General features: G+C 38.0%; 22 protein-coding genes. 11 read left to right on the forward strand and 11 right to left on the reverse strand.

The features are described 5' to 3' along the window. Positions 1-113: 113 nt before the first annotated feature. The 4 genes from FW778_RS13425 to FW778_RS13440 form a co-directional block, all read right to left on the reverse strand. Positions 114-551, reverse strand: a complete 438-nt coding sequence (locus FW778_RS13425; RefSeq protein WP_150415272.1) for a hypothetical protein — start codon at positions 549-551, stop codon at positions 114-116. A 77-nt stretch (positions 552-628) separates the two neighbouring features. Then, positions 629-1,282, reverse strand: a complete 654-nt coding sequence (locus FW778_RS13430; protein WP_150415273.1) for a LysE family transporter — start codon at positions 1,280-1,282, stop codon at positions 629-631. After that, entirely contained in the window at positions 1,269-2,120 is an 852-nt protein-coding gene (locus FW778_RS13435; RefSeq protein WP_150415274.1) for a sterol desaturase family protein, read from the reverse strand. The genes FW778_RS13430 and FW778_RS13435 overlap by 14 nt, the downstream gene beginning before the upstream one ends. A 31-nt stretch (positions 2,121-2,151) precedes the next feature. After that, a complete protein-coding gene (locus FW778_RS13440; RefSeq protein ID WP_150415275.1) occupies positions 2,152-2,595 on the reverse strand; it encodes a DUF2147 domain-containing protein in 444 nt (147 codons plus the stop codon). A 272-nt stretch (positions 2,596-2,867) separates the two neighbouring features. Between FW778_RS13440 and FW778_RS13445 the strand changes: the two genes are divergently transcribed. The 7 genes from FW778_RS13445 to FW778_RS13475 all read left to right on the forward strand — a co-directional run bounded on the left by FW778_RS13445 (position 2,868) and on the right by FW778_RS13475 (position 7,412). Then, on the forward strand, positions 2,868-3,425 hold the full coding sequence (locus tag FW778_RS13445) for a Crp/Fnr family transcriptional regulator (protein WP_150415276.1): 558 nt from the start codon (positions 2,868-2,870) through the stop codon (positions 3,423-3,425). 77 nt (positions 3,426-3,502) lie between these two features. Beyond that, on the forward strand, positions 3,503-4,303 hold the full coding sequence (locus FW778_RS13450; RefSeq protein ID WP_150415277.1) for an SDR family oxidoreductase: 801 nt from the start codon (positions 3,503-3,505) through the stop codon (positions 4,301-4,303). Between the two features lie 293 nt (positions 4,304-4,596). Further along, a complete protein-coding gene (locus FW778_RS13455; protein WP_150415278.1) occupies positions 4,597-4,923 on the forward strand; it encodes an ArsR/SmtB family transcription factor in 327 nt (108 codons plus the stop codon). A 4-nt stretch (positions 4,924-4,927) separates the two neighbouring features. Next, complete coding sequence (locus FW778_RS13460) at positions 4,928-5,410, forward strand: SRPBCC domain-containing protein (RefSeq protein ID WP_150415279.1); 483 nt, start codon at positions 4,928-4,930, stop codon at positions 5,408-5,410. A gap of 23 nt (positions 5,411-5,433) precedes the next feature. After that, a complete protein-coding gene (locus FW778_RS13465) occupies positions 5,434-6,006 on the forward strand; it encodes a dihydrofolate reductase family protein (RefSeq protein ID WP_150415280.1) in 573 nt (190 codons plus the stop codon). 124 nt (positions 6,007-6,130) lie between these two features. Continuing rightward, a complete protein-coding gene (locus FW778_RS13470) occupies positions 6,131-6,655 on the forward strand; it encodes a hypothetical protein (RefSeq protein ID WP_150415281.1) in 525 nt (174 codons plus the stop codon). A 310-nt stretch (positions 6,656-6,965) separates the two neighbouring features. Beyond that, complete coding sequence (locus FW778_RS13475) at positions 6,966-7,412, forward strand: GNAT family N-acetyltransferase (RefSeq protein WP_150415282.1); 447 nt, start codon at positions 6,966-6,968, stop codon at positions 7,410-7,412. 345 nt (positions 7,413-7,757) lie between these two features. On the opposite strand, the gene FW778_RS13480 is transcribed toward FW778_RS13475, so the two are convergent. Further along, positions 7,758-8,123, reverse strand: coding sequence for a response regulator (locus FW778_RS13480; RefSeq protein WP_150415283.1), 366 nt, complete (start codon positions 8,121-8,123; stop codon positions 7,758-7,760). Between the two features lie 401 nt (positions 8,124-8,524). On the opposite strand from FW778_RS13480, the gene FW778_RS13485 reads away from it, so the two are divergent. Next, positions 8,525-8,770: a hypothetical protein gene (locus tag FW778_RS13485; RefSeq protein ID WP_150415284.1), complete on the forward strand. Its 246-nt coding sequence runs from the start codon at positions 8,525-8,527 to the stop codon at positions 8,768-8,770. 127 nt (positions 8,771-8,897) lie between these two features. Here the strand turns inward: FW778_RS13485 and FW778_RS13490 are convergent, their stop codons facing one another. After that, positions 8,898-9,083, reverse strand: coding sequence for a general stress protein (locus tag FW778_RS13490; protein WP_150415285.1), 186 nt, complete (start codon positions 9,081-9,083; stop codon positions 8,898-8,900). Positions 9,084-9,348: 265 nt separating this feature from the next. Between FW778_RS13490 and FW778_RS13495 the strand changes: the two genes are divergently transcribed. Continuing rightward, entirely contained in the window at positions 9,349-9,525 is a 177-nt protein-coding gene (locus FW778_RS13495; protein WP_150415286.1) for a DUF3606 domain-containing protein, read from the forward strand. Positions 9,526-9,734: 209 nt separating this feature from the next. Continuing rightward, a complete protein-coding gene (locus FW778_RS13500) occupies positions 9,735-9,950 on the forward strand; it encodes a hypothetical protein (RefSeq protein WP_150415287.1) in 216 nt (71 codons plus the stop codon). Here the strand turns inward: FW778_RS13500 and FW778_RS13505 are convergent, their stop codons facing one another. The 5 genes from FW778_RS13505 to FW778_RS13525 form a co-directional block, all read right to left on the reverse strand. Beyond that, entirely contained in the window at positions 9,951-11,159 is a 1,209-nt protein-coding gene (locus FW778_RS13505) for a family 1 glycosylhydrolase (RefSeq protein WP_150415288.1), read from the reverse strand. A 1-nt stretch (position 11,160) separates the two neighbouring features. Further along, positions 11,161-13,311 (reverse strand): family 1 glycosylhydrolase, encoded by a 2,151-nt coding sequence (locus tag FW778_RS13510; protein ID WP_235906253.1) that lies wholly within the window; start codon positions 13,309-13,311, stop codon positions 11,161-11,163. After that, positions 13,280-14,416, reverse strand: a complete 1,137-nt coding sequence (gene glf, locus FW778_RS13515) for a UDP-galactopyranose mutase (protein ID WP_150415289.1) — start codon at positions 14,414-14,416, stop codon at positions 13,280-13,282. The genes FW778_RS13510 and glf overlap by 32 nt, the downstream gene beginning before the upstream one ends. Beyond that, positions 14,409-15,545 carry a glycosyltransferase family 1 protein gene (locus FW778_RS13520; protein WP_150415290.1) on the reverse strand — a complete coding sequence of 379 codons (1,137 nt, stop codon included), beginning with the start codon at positions 15,543-15,545 and terminating at the stop codon, positions 14,409-14,411. Before FW778_RS13520 ends, glf begins: the two co-directional genes overlap by 8 nt. A gap of 341 nt (positions 15,546-15,886) precedes the next feature. Beyond that, a complete protein-coding gene (locus FW778_RS13525) occupies positions 15,887-17,830 on the reverse strand; it encodes a PAS domain-containing sensor histidine kinase (protein WP_150415291.1) in 1,944 nt (647 codons plus the stop codon). 343 nt (positions 17,831-18,173) lie between these two features. Here FW778_RS13525 and FW778_RS13530 point away from each other — a divergent pair, with 343 nt between their 5' ends. Continuing rightward, entirely contained in the window at positions 18,174-18,512 is a 339-nt protein-coding gene (locus FW778_RS13530) for an ArsR/SmtB family transcription factor (protein WP_150415292.1), read from the forward strand. Positions 18,513-18,516: the final 4 nt, after the last annotated feature.

Here is an 18,516-nt window from a genome sequence, read left to right on the forward strand (position 1 = left end):
AAAGGCCGCAAAGTACAAGCCAAAAGAGTATTGACAAAAACTATTATAGCAATGATGTTGCAATTTATTTAACCGGATGTCGTTGCAAATAAAAAATAATCTGATTTAATTTTTTAATGAGAAAATCTCTCGTCCAGTACCTCCCTATTTCTCTCCCAAAGGGCCCTTTCCACAAATTTGGAAGATTGGGTTTGATAATAAATACCGGCTAAACCCAATACACCTGTGCTTGCCGCAAATTCTATTGAGCCTGTTACATTCGTTTTTGTGAAAACAGATGTTATAATTATTGCAAGGGAAGCTACATTAAAAGCCCTGCTGATAATTAACCTTCTCTTCGATTTTTTATACATTTCCCGCGTTTCAGGAGCAGTAAATTCTAATCTTAAATCCTGGTAACTTAATTTTTGGTTCCCTTTTATATATTTATTGCCATAGTGATAAATAGTCTGGGTATTATATAATTGTATTAAAGTGTCTCGTGACTGTGAAAATCCAGTGGAACAAGCAAAAAAACAGAGAATACATAAGACAGTTTTGTAATTTTTCATGTTATAAATTTTTAAAGTTTATTTCCAATAAATAATTTACAAGCACATATCAGACCGTAATTATTTTAGTTTAAAATTTACTCTTTCCACACCGTAACCTCCTTTGGCTTAAACCAAACGATTTTTGTAAATTGAATTATCGCTGTCAAAACAAAAACCCATCCTAAAATAAGGTTTAAGATGTGCTGATTGTTGTTTAATTTTTTTATGATATATAACCCACCAAAAATAAAAATGCAATTTGCTAAAAACGTTCCGGCTCCAATGGCAACGATGTAAATATTATAAAACAAGTTGGTAGGATGCAAGATTTTCTTTGTAAATAAAATTGTACTCCACCCAAACCAAAAAGGAATATGCATTACCGTTATAGCGCTCATAAACATACCTAACAGAAACGGATTGATGCTACTATATAAGAGTACATTCCCTGTTTCATGTGTACCGGAGGCGGCATAAAAACTTCCGGCAGCCAGGGCAATTATTAAGAGGAGTGTTATCCACTCCATCCATTTAAAAATTATCTTACGCTGAATGATCCAGTGAATACCTGCAAGTGATATGCGCACATAGATTATTTCTGTTAAAAGAGTGCCTAACGAAAAGTACATAGCGTGTGCCACACTATCGTGAACGCTTAGTTGCATTGCAGTAATATTCAATGGACTAAAAGGCAGGGTACCAAGAAAGCTTATTAATAATCCCCAAAAAAAAATTTTAATTAATTTCATTTTCGGTTAACTGCACGGGTAATTTTCTTTTATGGATTTTGCCAAAGGGTAATTTCAACAAAGAAAGATATTTGGAATTTGCCTGCTGGTCCATGTAAGTGTCCACGCCAAACACAATGTCTTTATAGGGCACCCGGTTAAAAGTACCGAAAAGCCGGTCCCAGATACTTAGCACATCTCCATAGTTACTGTCAGTATTCGGGCGTTGATAATGATGGTGAACCTGGTGAAGGTTAGGAGTTATAAATACCAATCCTATTATGGAATCTAATTTTTCAGGCAACCTGTAATTCATATGTGCCAAAAGGTTTGAAAAAATCTGGATGAGTTGCCGCAGGAATACTGTCCAGAACAGAGCACCGCTAAAAAATATCCATATTATGGTAAAAAGATTACGAATGAGGTTTTCGCACGGGTGCTCCCGTAATGTGGTAGAGACGTCCACTATGTGATCGCAGTGATGAACAGCATGAAACATCCAAAGCCTGTCAACCTTATGCATGATTACATGATATATATATTCGCCCAAATCAAGAAATACAAAGGACATTAGAAACAAAATAACCGGATGTTGCACATAAGGCAAATGGTGTAATATTCCAAAATTGTGCATTGTTGTCCATCGAATAGCTTTTACAAAGAAATAACCTGTTACAAATTGAGGTATTAATCCCGTTAAAATAAATTGGGCATTTAGAAAAGCGTGTTTCAGTTTAGTATAATTTACAGCAAGGCCGGCCATGCGCTCAATGTTCCAGCATACTAATAATGCCAGGGAAAAAGTCAACGCTTCTGTTTCGTCCGAACTGTGAGAGAGAAAAGTAATCAGGTGATGCATTATGCTAATAATAAGATTTTAAAGATCGGTATTATGGTCTTCTAAATGTTTCGGTCTGAGATAAAAATTTAAAAACCCAGTAGCCTTTAACTTTTAGCAAACCATCTTTTGTAATCCATGCCTCAGAGGACCACTCCTTGCCTGAACTGGAATCGTAAATTTTGCCGTTGTCCCATTCATTTTCATCGGGGTAGTACTTTAGATTGCGTAACACATCTATCCCAATTAATTTACGGGAACGTAAACTCTTGTCCGGATTTTTTTCATCTGTTCTTACATTCATGGGCTTACTTTTATCATCACTGTCATCAAACCATAAAAGTTTTGCTTTCATGTCATTGCCTTGTTTATAAACTTCCACTTCCAGGTTTCCTTGTATGTTTATCCATTTTCCCAGAATCGCATCAGACCTGGATTGAAAATTTAAATTTGAAAATAATACGGAACTGATGAAGAAATTTAAAATGGCATTCATTAGATTTAAATAATTGAAATTATTGTTATCCCTTCAAATTATTTCAATTTAGTTTCACAATCAATTGTTATAATAAGCTGGCCTTGTTCAAACTTTAATTAAGTAAACCTTTTTTTCTTAATTGCTCTGTTTTTGATTTTTCCTTTATACAATTAAAAGTAAATGAAAGTCCCATAAAGACAACCGTTGAGACATACAGCCTATGGACAAGCAAAGACACTTTTTTACCAAATGATAAATAATCCAAAACAACTGTTACTAACTTTGCAGTGATGAAAGAGTTTATAGAATATATTCTGCAATATGGCAACTTGAACAAACAGCAAATTGACCTGATTACAAGCAAAGCAAAAGAAATAGAACTTGACAAAGATGACTATTTTGCAGAAGTAGGAAAAGTTTTGAAACAAGTGGGGTTTATTATTGAGGGTATTCTTCGTATTTGTTATTACAATAACAAGGGCGAAGAAATTACTAAAATTTTCATTGAAGAAAAGCATTTACTTTTTAACTTAAAAAACGTGCCTTCTACAGAATATATCCAGGCGGCAACAAATTGTAAACTACTTGTGTTTTCAAATCAGGATTGGAAAGAAATTTCCGATACTATAATTGATTGGGAAAGTATCATTCAAAAGATTACCAATAAATCACTTGCCCAAAAACTTGAAAGAGTAAGTCCATTAGTATCACAAGACGCAACTACACGCTATTTGGAATTTATGGAAAAATACCCAACACTTGTCAATCGCATTCCTTTATCATACATTGCTTCATATTTAGGAATTACACAACAATCACTAAGTAGAATAAGAAAAAACATTCGCTAAGTTACTTTTTACCAAATGGTAAATGAGTTCATTTTTTAGTGGTGCATTTTTGCATCATCAATTTTAAAAAATAAAAAATGAACAAAACAATTTTCATTACAGGTGCTTCATCAGGATTAGGAAAAGCAACCGCTAAATTATTTGCCTCAAAAGGTTGGACTGTAATTGCTGCGATGCGACAACCCGAAAAAGAAACAGAACTTACACAGTTGCTAAACATTCATCTCCTGAAGTTGGATATCAGCAATACAAAACAAATTGCTGAAGTAGCTTCTGAAGCAGAAAAAATAAGCCCGATAGACGTATTATTTAATAACGCAGCTTATGGACTTATGGGTGCTTTTGAAGGAACTACTGACGAGCAATTAGAACAACAAATTAACACCAATTTTTTGGGGACAATTCTTGTTACAAAGTCGATTCTTCCTTATTTCAGAGCACGAAAAAGCGGAACAATTATTACTGTAACATCTTCCACAGCAAACATTCCTTATCCGTTTGTTGCCGTTTATGCAGCAACAAAATCAGCGTTAGAAACGTGGACAGAGGGAATGAGTTATGAATTAAACGGATTTGGTGTAAGTATCAAAACAATAGTGCCGGCTTATATGCAAACCAACTTTGGCAGCAATGCACAAATGGTTTTTCATCAGGGTTATCAGGAAGTTTTTAATAAATACATAATGACGATGAGAGCAGATGCAAACACCAAACGTGATACACCCGAAAGTATTGCAAATGTTGTTTACGAAGCAGCAACAGACAATAAGAAACAATTACACTATACCGCTGGTAATCTTGCTACAACAGAATACGAGTGGTTAAGAAAAGACGGAATTGAAGTAGTAATTGACACGATGAATAAACGTTTTTTTTGAGTAAGAAATTGCTGACAGATAAAAACCCGAGCTGCCACCATCGTTTGGCGTTAAGCCGGCTGACGAAGAGAGTACAATCTTGAATAAATACCTAAACGAACGAACGCACATCGAACCAAAGACAGTCTTCAGTTTGGGCTTGACCAGCATCAGGCCTTGACGTTAGCCTTCATTAAAGAGCGAATCTAAACTGGCCGACATAGCTTCTATTTATTGACTTATCAAAATAAGAGCAAAAAAATTTGCGCAAGTAAAACCTTGCGCATATATTTGCAATAAATTACTTGCACATTATGACACAATCAAGAGACATCTTCCAGGCAATAGCAGACCCAACCCGCAGGCAAATTATAGGCATGCTGGCCCGGAAATCACTGAATGTAAATACTATTGCCAAAGAGTTTGACATGACGAGGCAAGCGGTTTCATTGCATGTTCAATTCCTTAACGATTGTGGCCTTGTTATAATCAGGCAACAAGGCCGGGAAAGATATTGCGAAGCGAAGCTCGAAAGATTAAATGAAGTAGCAGACTGGGTAGACCAATACCGGAAATTCTGGGACAATAAGCTTGACTCATTGGAAAGTTACCTGGCTAAAATTCAAAAAAAGAAAAAATAGGCAAATGGAAAATTACAATACATTCAAACAGGAAGAGAACATTCTTATACATACAAGAATTCTTGATGCGCCCAGGGATTTGGTTTGGGAAGTATGGACCAACCCGGCACATATAAAAGAATGGTGGGGGCCAAACGGTTTTTCGCTAACTACTAAGTCAATGACGGTGGAACCAGGCAACACGTGGGATTTTATTATGCACGGTATGGGACGCGATTGGGATAATAAAATTGAGTATGTAGAAGTAAAAAAGCCTTCTCTTTTATCTTATAAACACTCTGGTGAAAGGAGTGATGATTACAATTTTACAGTTACAGTTTTATTTGAAGAGGTTGAAGGAAAAACATTATTGACCATGAAGTCGGTCTTTAAGTCAAAAGCAATTATTGAAGAATTAAATAGAAAGGTAAATGCCATTGAAGGCGGCAAGCAAACTTTAAACCGGCTTGAAAACTATCTTAATTTATTAGTGAGTAATAAACCTTAAACAATAATAAAAAACAGAACCATATGAGAAAGATAATTTCGTTTATGCATATATCACTTGACGGCTTTGTAGCAGGGCCAAACGGAGAAATGAACTGGATTAAAGTAGATGAAGAAATTTTTGATTATGTCGGTAAGCGGATAAGCGAAGGGGACACGGCATTATATGGGCGGGTAACTTACCAGATGATGGAAAATTACTGGCCTACAGCAGCAGACCAGCCGGGAGCGAGCAGGCACGACATTGAACATTCAAAATGGTATAACAAAGTTCACAAAGTTGTTTTATCAAAAACATTGAAAGAAGCGGGTTTGACTAATACAACCATTATCCGCGATAACCTTCCGGACAGGATAAATGAAATAAAACAACAGGCAGGTGGAGATATCTTGCTGTTTGGTAGCCCGTCAGCAACGCATTCACTTATTCAACTGAACTTAATTGATGGTTACTGGCTATTTGTTAATCCAATTATTCTTGGACATGGCATTCCATTGTTTGTAGATATCAAAGATAAAATAAAACTAAACCTATTGGGTACCCGACCATTTACATGCGGCGTAACTGAACTGAATTACACAGTGGACAAACAATAACAACAAACCGCAAACAAAGGCAACGGTCATCGGCTGCCTTCGCCAATGCTTCAATGTTAATGATAATAAATTTCAATTTGAAATTTTAAGGCAACGAAAAGCTTCATTAAACCACAGTTAATAGATGAAAAAAAGAGTCATCTTTACATTGATATTAGTTGGTCTTTTTGGAGTGGCCCAAGCCCAGAAAGGCGACAAAAGTATTGAAGCAGGCCCGCTGATTTCTTTTCCGATTGGAAGTGACGGATTTCCGAGTATTCTGAAAACAGGTGGCGGCTTAGAGGCAATTGGCCAGTACAATTTTTCCAACAGAAGTGCGCTGCTTTTAAAGATCGCTTTAACTTCCTGGGGCTATAAAGAGAGAACGATTGGCTACGGCCCTCGAAGACTCACTTTTCTTTCACTTCAAGGTGGCTACAAATACCAGTTTGGCACTTCCGGATTTTTTATTAATGGACTGGCTGGAACGGATATTGACTTAGGAGATCGTTTTTCAACTATTTCTTTCACGCTGGGAGCTGGCAAGCGCTTCACGGTGAAAGATGATCGCTTTATTGATGTTGGAGTTGATTTGGCTGGAGGGGATGCAGAAGGAAGAGTGAACTTTAAAGTAATTTTCAGCCTTATACAATGGCTTAAAGGAAAATAATAAACTGTAAAAACAAATACCAAAATGCCAGGCTCAACGCGTATGTCCGGAAACCATTCAGTTATGAAAATAAGCTCTTCATGCCGGATGAAGAGCAAATCCTCATCATTTATAACGCCACCAGCAGCAACCCATGCCGACTTCCAATTTTAAGGATTTGTACTTAACTTCATTAATAGTTTTTTAACCTGCCTGCAGGCAGGTTAGGCCAACGTTCCGGGCTAAAAGATATTGATTTCCGGCATAGCATCAGGACCTAACGTTGGCTTCTATACAGCCCACATTTTGATAAGAATGATTTGTACTAATAATGATTTACAGAGAAGCAAAAATTGAAGATATTAAACAGATTCAAATTGTTAGAAATTCGGTCTATGAAAATACTTTATCGAATCCAAATTTAGTGACCGATAAAGATTGTGAAATCTTTTTGACTGTTAGAGGAAAGGGTTGGGTTTGCGAAATTGATAGCCAAATAGTTGGGTTTGCAATTGCAGACTTGAAGGGCAATAATATTTGGGCATTATTCTTACAGCCTGAATTTGAAAAGAAAGGAATTGGGCAACAACTTCATAAATTAATGCTTGATTGGTATTTTACGCAGACCAAAGAAAAAGTTTGGCTGGGAACAGCATTTAATACAAGAGCTGAAAAGTTTTATAAAAAAGCAGGCTGGATTGAAGTTGGAACACACGGACCTAAGGAAATTAAATTTGAGATGACCTACGAGAATTGGCAGAAAAGCCGGGAAAGATAAACCCCATACCAACATCGACCGGTAAAGTGCAGCAGAAAAGCGGTTTGCTGCTTTGCCGGCCGAAACTGCAAATCCTCATCTTTTGTAACGCCATCGGCTACAGCACAGGCGGACTTTCATTATTCAGCATTTGTACTTAACTTCATCCATAGTTTTTTGTTTGGGCTAACGGTTTAGGCTAAACGATACAAATTTCCGGTACAGCTGCCCTGTGCATAGTTAAATGGACAAATCTTCGTGACGATAATAAGGCGAAAGCATTAAGCCCGGGCCGGATCTTGTGCAATAAATCTCTTCCAGATAATTGACTACTGACCCAAGTACTTTGAACGCTCTCACGACCGGCTAATTTTTCATTGCATGCTTCTTAATCTTCTTTATTAACTGATCATTGTCGAAAGGCTTTGGTAAAAAGTCATCTGCTTCGCATTCCACATGCTTGCTTTTTAAATCGTGAATTGCAGAAAACAAAATAACGGGAATATGTTTACAGGGGTTTTCGTCAGATTTTAATTCTTTACATATTTCCATTCCATCATGTCCCGATAGATTAACATCCAGCAGTATTACGTCAGGCTTAAACGATTCTACCTGTTTCAAAATATCTTTTCCTTTCATTATTGGTTTTACTTTAAATCCATGGTGGCTTAAAATAAGGTCAACAACTTCCAGTATAGCGGCATCATCGTCAGCAACCAACACTTTCATCATAAGTCTAGAGGTAATAGGCTTAAAAAAATATTTAAGTTTTATGAAAAATTATCCAGGGCAGTGATTTTACTATCTGCTACGGCTAATAATTCAGGCATAATAACAACACTTGTAGCAAAAAGTTTATCGTTTTAAAAGAACTTTTAAAAATGGAAGTAAGCTGAAGAAATATTGCCCACGTTGATAAAACCTGTGTGAGCCCGAAATAAAAGGGCAGCTAAAGATAATGAGGGTACCTTCTGTATTTCAATTGCTTACTTAACTAAATTATGCAGTAATCATTAACCTTCTCCATTCGGCATTTTTATGCGCAACTAAATAATTTTCCATGCATAAAACTAACAACTTTTTGATGACGAATTACGAAATATAATAATGAACTATAATTACCATATCTTACAATGATGGAAAATAGTATCGAGTTGAGATTTGGTGGTGATAAATTTTTAGAAGATAAAGAAAAATTATTTTACATACGGTATATAAACAGGGTTTTACATGGTTTAAAAGAGGATATAATTTATAACAGAGGTTACCTTATAGTAACGAGTAAAATAAAAACCGAAGACAGTATTAGGTTTGTAAGTAATAACAACGAACTGAATAAACTGGTTAATCTGAAGCTTTTTAACTCCCCGCCACTTTGATATTCCCGGTGCAAGAAAGGGTTGCTGCGAGCTATATATTTTGAAATGCGACACTACTAACTGCAACGGTCAAACGAAATAAAAAAGGCTGCCGGATACGGCAGCCTCCTACAAACAATAAGGGCTATTAACGTCCTCCTTCCCGTGAATCGCTTTTTCTTCCGGAGGATTCACTATCACTACGAGTTTCATGCGAAGCTTTGCCGCCCTTGTTGGTCATCTCCCGCTGCTTGTCAGAGTCCATTGACCCATTGTACTTGTCAGAAGATCTGTTTCCTTTGTTTCCGCTTTTTCCTTCTTTTGTGTTTTGCATAGTTAACTTTTTTAGGTTAAACAATTTATTAAAATGGAAAGAAAGGAGTGTGCCAGTCCCCGACTGCTTATTATTAGCACTGGTTTGTGGAATTTTAGTTTCGATATAATTGATTTGACGGATCATGTGGAAAAAATTCTTCATTTCAACAGTAAGGTTCAGGTAAAGTGATGTTACGAAAGGGCTTATCTCCATTCAATTCCTTCGATTTTCTTTAAAGTGTTTGTTGGCATAGATTTTATTGTATGATAGCAAACCACAAAGTATGAGTACAAAAACAACTAAGGGCCGCGGCCAGGACAGGGCTAAAGTAGCCGGGGCACAGGATTATGAAGTACAATATGAAAAAGATAAAATGGATGTATCTTCTGCGAAGGTGAAAGACGCTGTAAAATCTGAAGGTAACTCGAGAAAGAAAGTTGAAAAAAAGTTAAACAAGTAGTGCGGTTACAATTGTTATATGCCGCAAACAAACAAATGTCACAAAGTGCTTCTCTTACCGCTCACGGCGACTTTGTGGTGAACAGGGTTGGAGGATTTAAAGCAACTTTTTCGTTAACTTTAAAAACATGGGCAACTTGAATTCGGAATAATGGTTGCTTTAATTAACTGGGATATTTTTTTCTGCAAATAATTTCTAAAACTTAACCTATGCAACAATTATTACCACCGGGATTAAAAATGAAACTTACCAGGACGGTTAATTTACAGATAGATGGAATACGCGCTTTCTGTGAAAAGCCTTCGCCGAATTCGATGCAAAAAAAGGAAGAGCCTGCGCACGTAAATAATGAGATTAATGCTTCAGAATTATTTTCGTTATTTACTGCTAACATTATAAAAGATAAAATAATCTTTACCCGGTAATTACCAGGTTTGGAATATTAAACCATAGCTTTCTTCCATAATGATGTCTTTCCACTGATGTATTAATTTTTTATACGCCTCCCCTACGGGCATTATTTTTCTATCGAGGTCGTATAATCCTAACTCATTTATATTACCGGCATTGTCCCTTAAAGCCGAGTCCCAGTCCACCTGGTGTGTAAGACTATACCACGTAAAGCCCACTACCGGCACTCCATCATGCTTTAGCCGGTGCACGTTAGCCCATTGTTTTATAAGCCACTCCTTGGAAGCGGGCATTTTAATATTGGTTTCAGTATGCATAATGGGCAGCTTGTATCTTTTATAATATTGGCTGGTTATAACGTAGTAGCCAAATATTTCTCCTGCAGCCTGCGTCATACCATCCGGATGCACAATATGTTCGTTGGTTACATAATAGTCGTTGCCCATTATACAACGGGCTTTCACCTGGTTCTTGGTAAACCATTGAAATTCTTCCGTAGTCATCCCGTTACTTAAAAGATATTCGTACATAGGCACATTCAGCGGGTAGCCATAAGTAAGATCCAATGATAAAAATCTTTTTTGATTTAGGAACCGTGCCAGCGCAGTTGCTTCGGGGTCTATTGCATGAAAGTATTCTGATGATTCACTTTGAATAAAGGTTGCTTCGGGCTGCACTTTCAAAATTTCGTGCATGGCCATCACGTTAGCTTTGCAGAGATGTTTCAATGCGTTTACAAACGCCCTGTCCGACTGCAATCTTTCATTCCACCAGCCATATTGCGCAGAGAATTGAGCGGCTATAAAAATTTCATTAATGGGCGTGTACAATTGCAAATCAGGAAATCGCTTTGCAAATGCCGCGGCATATTCAGCAAAGTACATTGGTAGATCAGGATTTTGAAAATCCCCCAACCAATCGGGCACACCAAAGTGACACAAGTCGACAATAGGAATAATCTCTAATTCTTTTAATTTATTAAAAGTTTCATCAGCAAAATCCCAATTATATTTTCCCGGAGCTACATGGGTGCTGTAATAAGGAGGTCCATAACGCAGGTATTCTATATCAAGCTCTTTTACTAACTGAAAATCTTTTTCCCAGTTTTGATAATGGCCTGTCTTTTCCATTTCATCTACCCTAAACCTGGTTCCGTCTGGTAAAACAATTGTAGGATAACTATTTTCTATCCCTGTGGAAAACATAAATTTTGATCCCGGCATATTACACTATTTTATCATCAAAAAATCTTTGCAATGCATTCTCAAATTTTGGAAGCGCAACTCCCCTGCTGCTTTGTAAGGCGCTGTATAATGGCCGCCTGGCTTTCCATTCCATATCATCATTGGAACATGCTACCAGGTTATCTTTAGATACGCCTGCCCTGTCGGCAACTTCGTACGCAAACTGAGACCATGATATATTTCCTTCGTTAGATAAATGCCAGATACCTTCTTCATCATCAATAAATAGATCGAGCGCAGTGTTCACCAAATCAGGAACATAAGTGGGTGATACAATTATGTCGTCAGCAACTTTACAAGGCCTGTTTTCTTTTAATGAAGAGATTACCTGCATAGGGAAGTTATACTTATCCCACGGGCCAAAAAAGGCACTGGTGCGAATGATCAGCGATGATGGGTTTGAATTCATAATAAGCGATTCGGCACGGGCTTTACTCTTTCCATAAATATTAAGAGGTTGAATGCTGTCTTCTTCCAGGTAAGGCGAAATTTTATTTCCATCAAAAACAAGATCCGAAGAAAACGTCATAAATTTTATCCCTTTTTTGTTGCAGCACTCTGCTAATAAATATGGACCTGTTGCATTAATGCTGAAACATTCTTCTATATCCGATTCAGCTTCGTCTACCCTTACATAGCCAGCAGCATTTATGATTGCCCACGGTTTGTAAAGATGTATTACCTGTTCAATTTGTTCTTTGCTTCTAATATCAAGTTCATTTCTTCCGATAGCAATGAAAGGTATATTTCTTTGCTTGCAAATTTCCTGCGTGGCCCTGCCAAGCGTTCCGTTTTTGCCTATAATAAGCAAAGATTGTGCTATAGATTTTTCATTCAAATGGTTATTGTTGACGGGGGTTGTTCGCCACCAGCCTTTTTCATTTATTAATGGATGATCAAATGTTCCATTGGTGTTAAGAGAGGTTATAAGCTTTGCCAATGCGGTTGGCCTCAGTACATTGTTACTTACATCAAATACCCCGGATTCATATTTCTTTTCATCTCTTGTTAACAGGCTATTCCAATCGAAAGCGCCGAGCATGGACCAGGCTGTAACAGCCTTTATATCTATTCCACTTGCCTTAAGATTACAGCAAGTATCCCACGCTTCTTTAAACCAGCGTAACTGTTCTTCGCGGGTGCAATTTAAATGGACTTCAGTAAGCGCGATTGGCAAATGATAACGGTCCCACGCTTCTGTCAATAGGTTTTTAAGCCCCGCTGTTTGCACAAAACGGACGGCCGCTAAGTCGGCATAGCTATGTTGCCCGTTGCCGCCGTGAGAGTTTACAGGATGTAAATGAATTTTTTCATCAAGGTAACGCTCGGACGTAACGTAATAATTAAAACCCATTATATCGGGCGGGCAGGGATTATCCAGGAAGAAATAAAGCGTTTCTTTTTTTATTCCTAATGAAATAAAATGATTCCAGAAGAAATGATTTGGATTAACCTTGCCGCAAAGAATGTCGAATGTGAGCCAATGCCTTTCGTTTTCAAAAAGCGCCTGGTATTTTAATAACGGGGTACTGTGTGTTTTAGCAAGATCTTCAGTTTGTACCAGCTTTGCATTAGGATTGATTTTTCGAATAGCCTTCATAGATAGTACTACTCCTTTCAATTGGTTGAGCAGCATGTTAGCAAAACTAACAGCATCCGAATGATGCGGATACCATAAACCATACAAGCCGCTGAAACGGGCAGTAGTGAGAGGCTCGTTTATGGGAGTATAATATTCTATCCATGGAAATTGATTTGCTACCTCGCCCGCATATTTGGCAAGATGTTCTGCAAAATTGTTATCATTTAAAGCAGTAAAACGGGGGCCGCTTCCGTGATGAACCAAACCCGCGATGGGAGTAATATTGTGCCCCCTGATTGTTTCAAGTTGATTTCGTACCCAGTTCCATTTATCTTTTACTGCACCTGTTGAATGATGACGCTCCCATAAGACCGGGTAGCGCAAAGCTTTGATACCAAGCGCTGCTATATTTTTAATATCTGCCCCGCGGGTATAATGGCCGGCATATTCAAGCTGGTCCCTGTATTTATTTTCAACCCTGTTGATAGTACATTCAATTCCTCCCCATATTTCCGGTTTAATTAACTGGTTCTTTAATTCCATTTCCATGATATTCAATTTCGGGGGATGAAAGAATTTTTCTATAAAGCGATAACGCCTGGGCCACTACCTGGTCCATGTTATAGTATTTATAAGTTGCCAGTCTTCCCGCAAAATAAACATCCTTACTGCCGGATGCCAGTTGCTGATATTTTTTATATAAGGCTGCATTTTCAGGTTTGGGCACTGGATAATAGGGATCGCCACTGTCTTTCGGATATTCATACACTACCGAAGTTTTAGCATGCTTTTGCCCTGTTAGATACTTATACTCAGTCACCCGCGTGTACAGTTGCTCGTTAGGATAGTTAACGGTTCCCGTTGGCAACAATGTTTCTGTATCAATAGTTTCAAACTTAAAATCGAGGGAGCGGTAAGGCAATTTTCCATAGCAATAATCAAAGTAATAATCAACAGGGCCGGTGTAGATCATTTTTTTATAAGGTATTATATCAATCACTTCCTTATAATCTGTATTGAGCATCACCTTGATATTTGGGTGATTTAATAGTTGCTCAAACAGTTTCGTATAGCCTTGCAAGGGAATTGCCTGGTAAGTATCGGTAAAATACCGGTTGTCCCGGTTATTACGGGTAGGGATACGTGCAGTTACTGACGCATCCAGTTCAGAAGGATCGAGATTCCATTGTTTTTTCGTGTATCCTTTAAAAAATTTATTATATAATTCGCGGCCAACTTTGTTCACTACTACATCTTCCGAAGTTGTTATCTTATCTTTCTTTTCAGCCCTAGATTCAAAGAAACTGTCTACTTCTTCTGAAGAAAGATTTAATCCATACAGAGCGTTTATGGTATTAAGGTTAATAGGTATAGGAACCAGCATACCGTCGACGCTTGCAAGCACACGATGCTCATAGGGACGCCATTGTGTAAATTGTCCGAGATATTCAAAAACTTCCCTGCTATTGGTATGGAAAATATGCGGCCCGTATTTATGAACGAGAATACCATCCTCATTATAATGATCGTAAGTATTGCCACCAATATGATTTCTTTTTTCAACAAGCAATACTTTTTTTCCCGCCTGCGATGCAAGCCTTTCCGCCAACACACCGCCTGCGAGGCCGGCACCCACAATCATGTAATCAAACATAGGCTTTGATTTTTGGAACGAGATCAATTGATTTTTTTGCAAGTGCATTCTCCATTAATTCAGACATTTGGTGCCATGTATTATTCCATGACATGTCAGCGAGAAATTCATCTACCGCTTTAAGCCAGGCTTTGTTATCCCTGCATGCAAATATTTTTTCAGCAGCGTCTATAAAACCTGTTGCGTTATCAGCAATATGTACCAACCCTTTTTGTCCATAAGGGTTTACCACGTCAGTAATAGGAGTGGAAATTACAGGTTTGCCTCCGGCTAAATACTCGGGAGTTTTAGTAGGACTTATGTATTTTGTTGATTCATTAATTTCGAATGGAAGCATTGCAATATCCCAGCCTGAAAGATAAACAGGCAGCTCCTGGTATTCTTTACCACCGAGGTAGTGAATATTATTTCTTTGCGGTAGCGTGGCGGGATCGATTTTTATAACCGGCCCTATTAGAATAAAATGCCAGTCCGGGCGCATGTCAGCCATTTGTTCTATTAACTTAATATGCAGCCGCTCATCAATTACTCCATAAAAACCGATACGTGGATAAGGAATATCCTTTTGATCAGCCGGTTGCGTTAGCTCATTCCTTGCAGTAACAAAATGGGCTTTGTCGATACTGCTGGGAAAAGGATAAATATTTTGGTGAAGATGTTTCTTTGCCTCGTAGAGCGAATGGCCCCCGGTAAAAACCAAATCAGCTAATGAGAAAAGGCGTGCCTCATATTTTTTTAACTCAGGATGCGCAAATTTAAATGCAGACAATTCGTCCATGCAATCGTAAACGGTAAGTTTCGGTTGAAGATGGCCGCTATACGCCAAAGCCATGGGGGTATAATACCAAAGAATATATTGATGAATATTCTTGGCAGACATGAAGGCATCGATCAATCTCCTGATCATATCATCTTTCTGATCTTCATGCAGTTCCCTTGAGAGGTATAATTTAATTACAAAGACATTATTTTCCTTTTGGTCAACAATATCATAGTAATTCGATTTTCCATCCAATAACGATTCTTCTATAATAAATACACGGTTATAAAATGCAAACCGCGTTAATAAATGCTGCGGTCTCTGGTACACAAAATCCCACCGGATGTGGCTGAAACAAATTAAATCCATCAGTAAATTTTTAAATGGTTGAAGAAATATCTACAACGTTCCTTTGCGATTTATATGCCACAAGATAGTTATGGATTTATCAGCCCTTTACCTGATTTTACTAAGTCATCCGAGTAAAAAAATACTCATATCCCATATGCATTTGTAGAAATTTTGGAATATACCCGTCAGGATAACAGATAAAGTTGCAGAACTGAAAACCTGCCAGCGGAACAAGAGGTTTGCAAAATATTCCGCCGGTATAACTATTAAGAATACACTAAAATCTAACGTAATAGTTGATTTGCATGGCTGCTCGTCAATAATATTTCAGCCCGGATAATTATATAAAATTTATTTCTTTAGCTGAGGCGGAAATCGAAAGGCAGCCATACGTAAAAAATGGACCCTTTGCCTTCAATGCTGTCAACCCATATTTTGCCCCGGTGTCTTTTAATTATTTCTGCACAAATATATAAGCCAATGCCCATGCCCGGAAAGTTGTTTTGGTAATTCCCTTCTATACGGTAAAATTGTTCAAACACATGGTCAACTTCATCTTCAGGAATGCCGATACCAAAATCACGAACACTTACCTGCACGCCATCTTTCTGTATTTCGCTGTCTACAATTATGCGGTTTGCCCCGGGCGAATACTTTATTGCGTTTGAGATGAGGTTATTTAGTACCTGGCTTATTTTGTTTTTATCTCCAAATACAAATGCTTCATGTACTACTGCACTTTCTATTTCATGTGTTTTATTTATGCTCTGCATATCGGCAACTACCTCTTGCAATAATTCTTTCATGTTAAATACCTCATCGTTATAGATGAACGTACCTTTTTGTATTTTGGTTATATCCAAAAATCCGTCGATAAGATTGTTAAGCTTGTTAATCTGCGCACCCATCTTTTTTATCATACCCAGCGTCTGGGTATCACCATTGGCTTCCAGCATACTCTCGGCAATTTGTCCGTAAGCCTTTATGGTGGTAACAGGAGTTTTAAGCTCATGGCTTGCAATAGAAAGAAAATTATCTTTCATCCGTTCCACTTCTTTTTGTTTAGTTATATCGGTGTTGGTACCCAACCAGCGAATCAGCTTGCCCTGGTTGTTGTAAATGGGCACTACCCTCGTAAGAAAAGGGCGAAATACGTTGTCCGCGCCTTTAAGCGGGAAAACCATTTCCAAAGGTTTCCCGGTTTGTATTGAATACTGCCAATTCTCCAAAACTGATGGAAATGTTGACGGATCATGCACCGATTTCCAACCCCAGCCTATCATTTCCTGAGGGGTTGTGCCGGTATATTCGTACCACCGGTTGTTAAACCAAAATATGTAGCCATCTGCATTTGCTATCCACGCAAGGTTAGGGATATTATTAGCCAGCGTTTCAAACCTTTCCCGCACCTCTTCTGATTCTTTTCTTGCCAAAACCTGCTCTGTTATTTCATCGGCCAAAGCCATAATGCCCGTTATAGTACCGTCTTCTTCACGCAATGGTTCATAAACAAATTTTACAAAAATACCTTCGCTTTTGCCATGTCTTACTAAAGTAATCCGGAGTTCGTCTGCTATAAAGCGTTTCCCGGTTTTGTAAACCTCATCCAGCAGTTGCTCATAACCCTGGTTACCCGCATCGGGCATCGCTTCAAAAAGGGGTTTATTTAAAACCTCGGCGGCATTTTTTCCCCAGAGTTCAAGCATGCGCTCGTTAGCAACTTCTATCATATGGTTTTCGCCCCGGAAAATACATAAGGCAACAGGTGCCTGCAAAAACAGGTTGCTTAATTGCTTTTTCAGATGCTTCTCTGTAAGCACCTGTTTTGTAGTTTCGGTACAGGTAACCAGCACGCCGTTTATGATACCTTCGTCGTTGCGTGCAGGACTGTAGCAGAATGTCCAATAAACATCTTCCAAATGGCCGTTGCGGTAAATAGGTATTAATTGATTCTCGCTCCAGGTAGATCCACCAGCTAATACCTGTTGTATGAGCGGATAAATAACAGGCCATATTTCGGGCCAGCAGTCCTTTCCTTTCTGACCCAATGCAGTTGGATGCTTGCCCTCGTTACCAAGGCTTGGGCGATACGCATCGTTGTAAAACTGCGTAAGTTCCTCACCCCACCATAAAAACATCGGAAATTTTGAACTGAGTACAACAGACACAATTGTACGAAGACTTATTGGCCATTCTTCAAATTTCCCAACAGGCGTTTGTGACCAATCCAGGGTTCGGGTCAACTCTTCCATTTCACCACTACCCGATAAAAAACAAGGAGCGGAAAGACTGGCTTTATTCATATAAGCATATTGCAGGAATGATTGACAATAAATTTGAAGTTAAATTATCTAAAGATTACGGTAACATTTACGCCGCCTGCTTCACAAGGTCTTACAGTTTTCGGCTAAAAGTTGTAAGTAAAAATTATGCCATGGATTATGAAATCCGCTTTTGTTGCTGGCAGATTAGCGGGCCAGGAAAAAAGTGTGGGTGCCTGCAGGCAATAAATGAAAATATTCAATTTTTAATAAGTAAACAGGATATACAGTTCAGGGGCAAATAAATGCACTTTTTAAATAAAAAATTTTAAATGCATCTTTGCCGTGAATACTTAAGCAACATGATTTTAAACATTTTCACCCCATGACACCAGACAATAATCAGGTATTACCTGTTGACCCTAAAGGCTTGCCTGTTATTGATGATTACCAGGTAAAAAAAAGCGCTTTAATTTTTAGAGCGATTAATCATAAACTCAGGCAGGACATAATTCTATTGATCCATGAAAAAGAAAAAATCGAAGTTACCCAGATTTATAGCAGCCTGCGTATTGAACAATGTGTAGCATCTCAGCATCTTGCTGTTTTAAGAAACAACAAACTTGTATACACGGAGCGTAAAGGAAAATATATCTATTACTCGATCAATTATTCGCGGCTGCAATTAATTAATGATTTTATCAAAAATCTTGTTGCGGGTTAGTTAC

The organism is Ginsengibacter hankyongi (assembly GCF_008710285.1).
Lineage (GTDB): Bacteria > Bacteroidota > Bacteroidia > Chitinophagales > Chitinophagaceae > Ginsengibacter > Ginsengibacter hankyongi.

What these genes read in the sequence shown, in the direction of transcription:
- FW778_RS13525 (WP_150415291.1), bottom strand. Translation starts at nt 17,830, where the DNA reads ATGAATAAAGCCAGTCTTTCCGCTCCTTGTTTTTTATCGGGTAGTGGT.
- FW778_RS13490 (WP_150415285.1), bottom strand. Translation starts at nt 9,083, where the DNA reads ATGCAAAACACAAAAGAAGGAAAAAGCGGAAACAAAGGAAACAGATCT.
- FW778_RS13520 (WP_150415290.1), bottom strand. Translation starts at nt 15,545, where the DNA reads ATGGATTTAATTTGTTTCAGCCACATCCGGTGGGATTTTGTGTACCAG.
- FW778_RS13455 (WP_150415278.1), top strand. Translation starts at nt 4,597, where the DNA reads ATGACACAATCAAGAGACATCTTCCAGGCAATAGCAGACCCAACCCGC.
- FW778_RS13445 (WP_150415276.1), top strand. Translation starts at nt 2,868, where the DNA reads ATGAAAGAGTTTATAGAATATATTCTGCAATATGGCAACTTGAACAAA.
- FW778_RS13470 (WP_150415281.1), top strand. Translation starts at nt 6,131, where the DNA reads ATGAAAAAAAGAGTCATCTTTACATTGATATTAGTTGGTCTTTTTGGA.
- FW778_RS13485 (WP_150415284.1), top strand. Translation starts at nt 8,525, where the DNA reads ATGATGGAAAATAGTATCGAGTTGAGATTTGGTGGTGATAAATTTTTA.
- FW778_RS13460 (WP_150415279.1), top strand. Translation starts at nt 4,928, where the DNA reads ATGGAAAATTACAATACATTCAAACAGGAAGAGAACATTCTTATACAT.
- FW778_RS13440 (WP_150415275.1), bottom strand. Translation starts at nt 2,595, where the DNA reads ATGAATGCCATTTTAAATTTCTTCATCAGTTCCGTATTATTTTCAAAT.
- FW778_RS13465 (WP_150415280.1), top strand. Translation starts at nt 5,434, where the DNA reads ATGAGAAAGATAATTTCGTTTATGCATATATCACTTGACGGCTTTGTA.
- FW778_RS13505 (WP_150415288.1), bottom strand. Translation starts at nt 11,159, where the DNA reads ATGCCGGGATCAAAATTTATGTTTTCCACAGGGATAGAAAATAGTTAT.
- FW778_RS13430 (WP_150415273.1), bottom strand. Translation starts at nt 1,282, where the DNA reads ATGAAATTAATTAAAATTTTTTTTTGGGGATTATTAATAAGCTTTCTT.
- FW778_RS13475 (WP_150415282.1), top strand. Translation starts at nt 6,966, where the DNA reads ATGATTTACAGAGAAGCAAAAATTGAAGATATTAAACAGATTCAAATT.
- FW778_RS13450 (WP_150415277.1), top strand. Translation starts at nt 3,503, where the DNA reads ATGAACAAAACAATTTTCATTACAGGTGCTTCATCAGGATTAGGAAAA.
- FW778_RS13510 (WP_235906253.1), bottom strand. Translation starts at nt 13,311, where the DNA reads ATGGAAATGGAATTAAAGAACCAGTTAATTAAACCGGAAATATGGGGA.
- FW778_RS13425 (WP_150415272.1), bottom strand. Translation starts at nt 551, where the DNA reads ATGAAAAATTACAAAACTGTCTTATGTATTCTCTGTTTTTTTGCTTGT.
- FW778_RS13495 (WP_150415286.1), top strand. Translation starts at nt 9,349, where the DNA reads ATGAGTACAAAAACAACTAAGGGCCGCGGCCAGGACAGGGCTAAAGTA.
- FW778_RS13500 (WP_150415287.1), top strand. Translation starts at nt 9,735, where the DNA reads ATGCAACAATTATTACCACCGGGATTAAAAATGAAACTTACCAGGACG.
- FW778_RS13480 (WP_150415283.1), bottom strand. Translation starts at nt 8,123, where the DNA reads ATGATGAAAGTGTTGGTTGCTGACGATGATGCCGCTATACTGGAAGTT.
- glf (WP_150415289.1), bottom strand. Translation starts at nt 14,416, where the DNA reads ATGTTTGATTACATGATTGTGGGTGCCGGCCTCGCAGGCGGTGTGTTG.
- FW778_RS13435 (WP_150415274.1), bottom strand. Translation starts at nt 2,120, where the DNA reads ATGCATCACCTGATTACTTTTCTCTCTCACAGTTCGGACGAAACAGAA.
- FW778_RS13530 (WP_150415292.1), top strand. Translation starts at nt 18,174, where the DNA reads ATGACACCAGACAATAATCAGGTATTACCTGTTGACCCTAAAGGCTTG.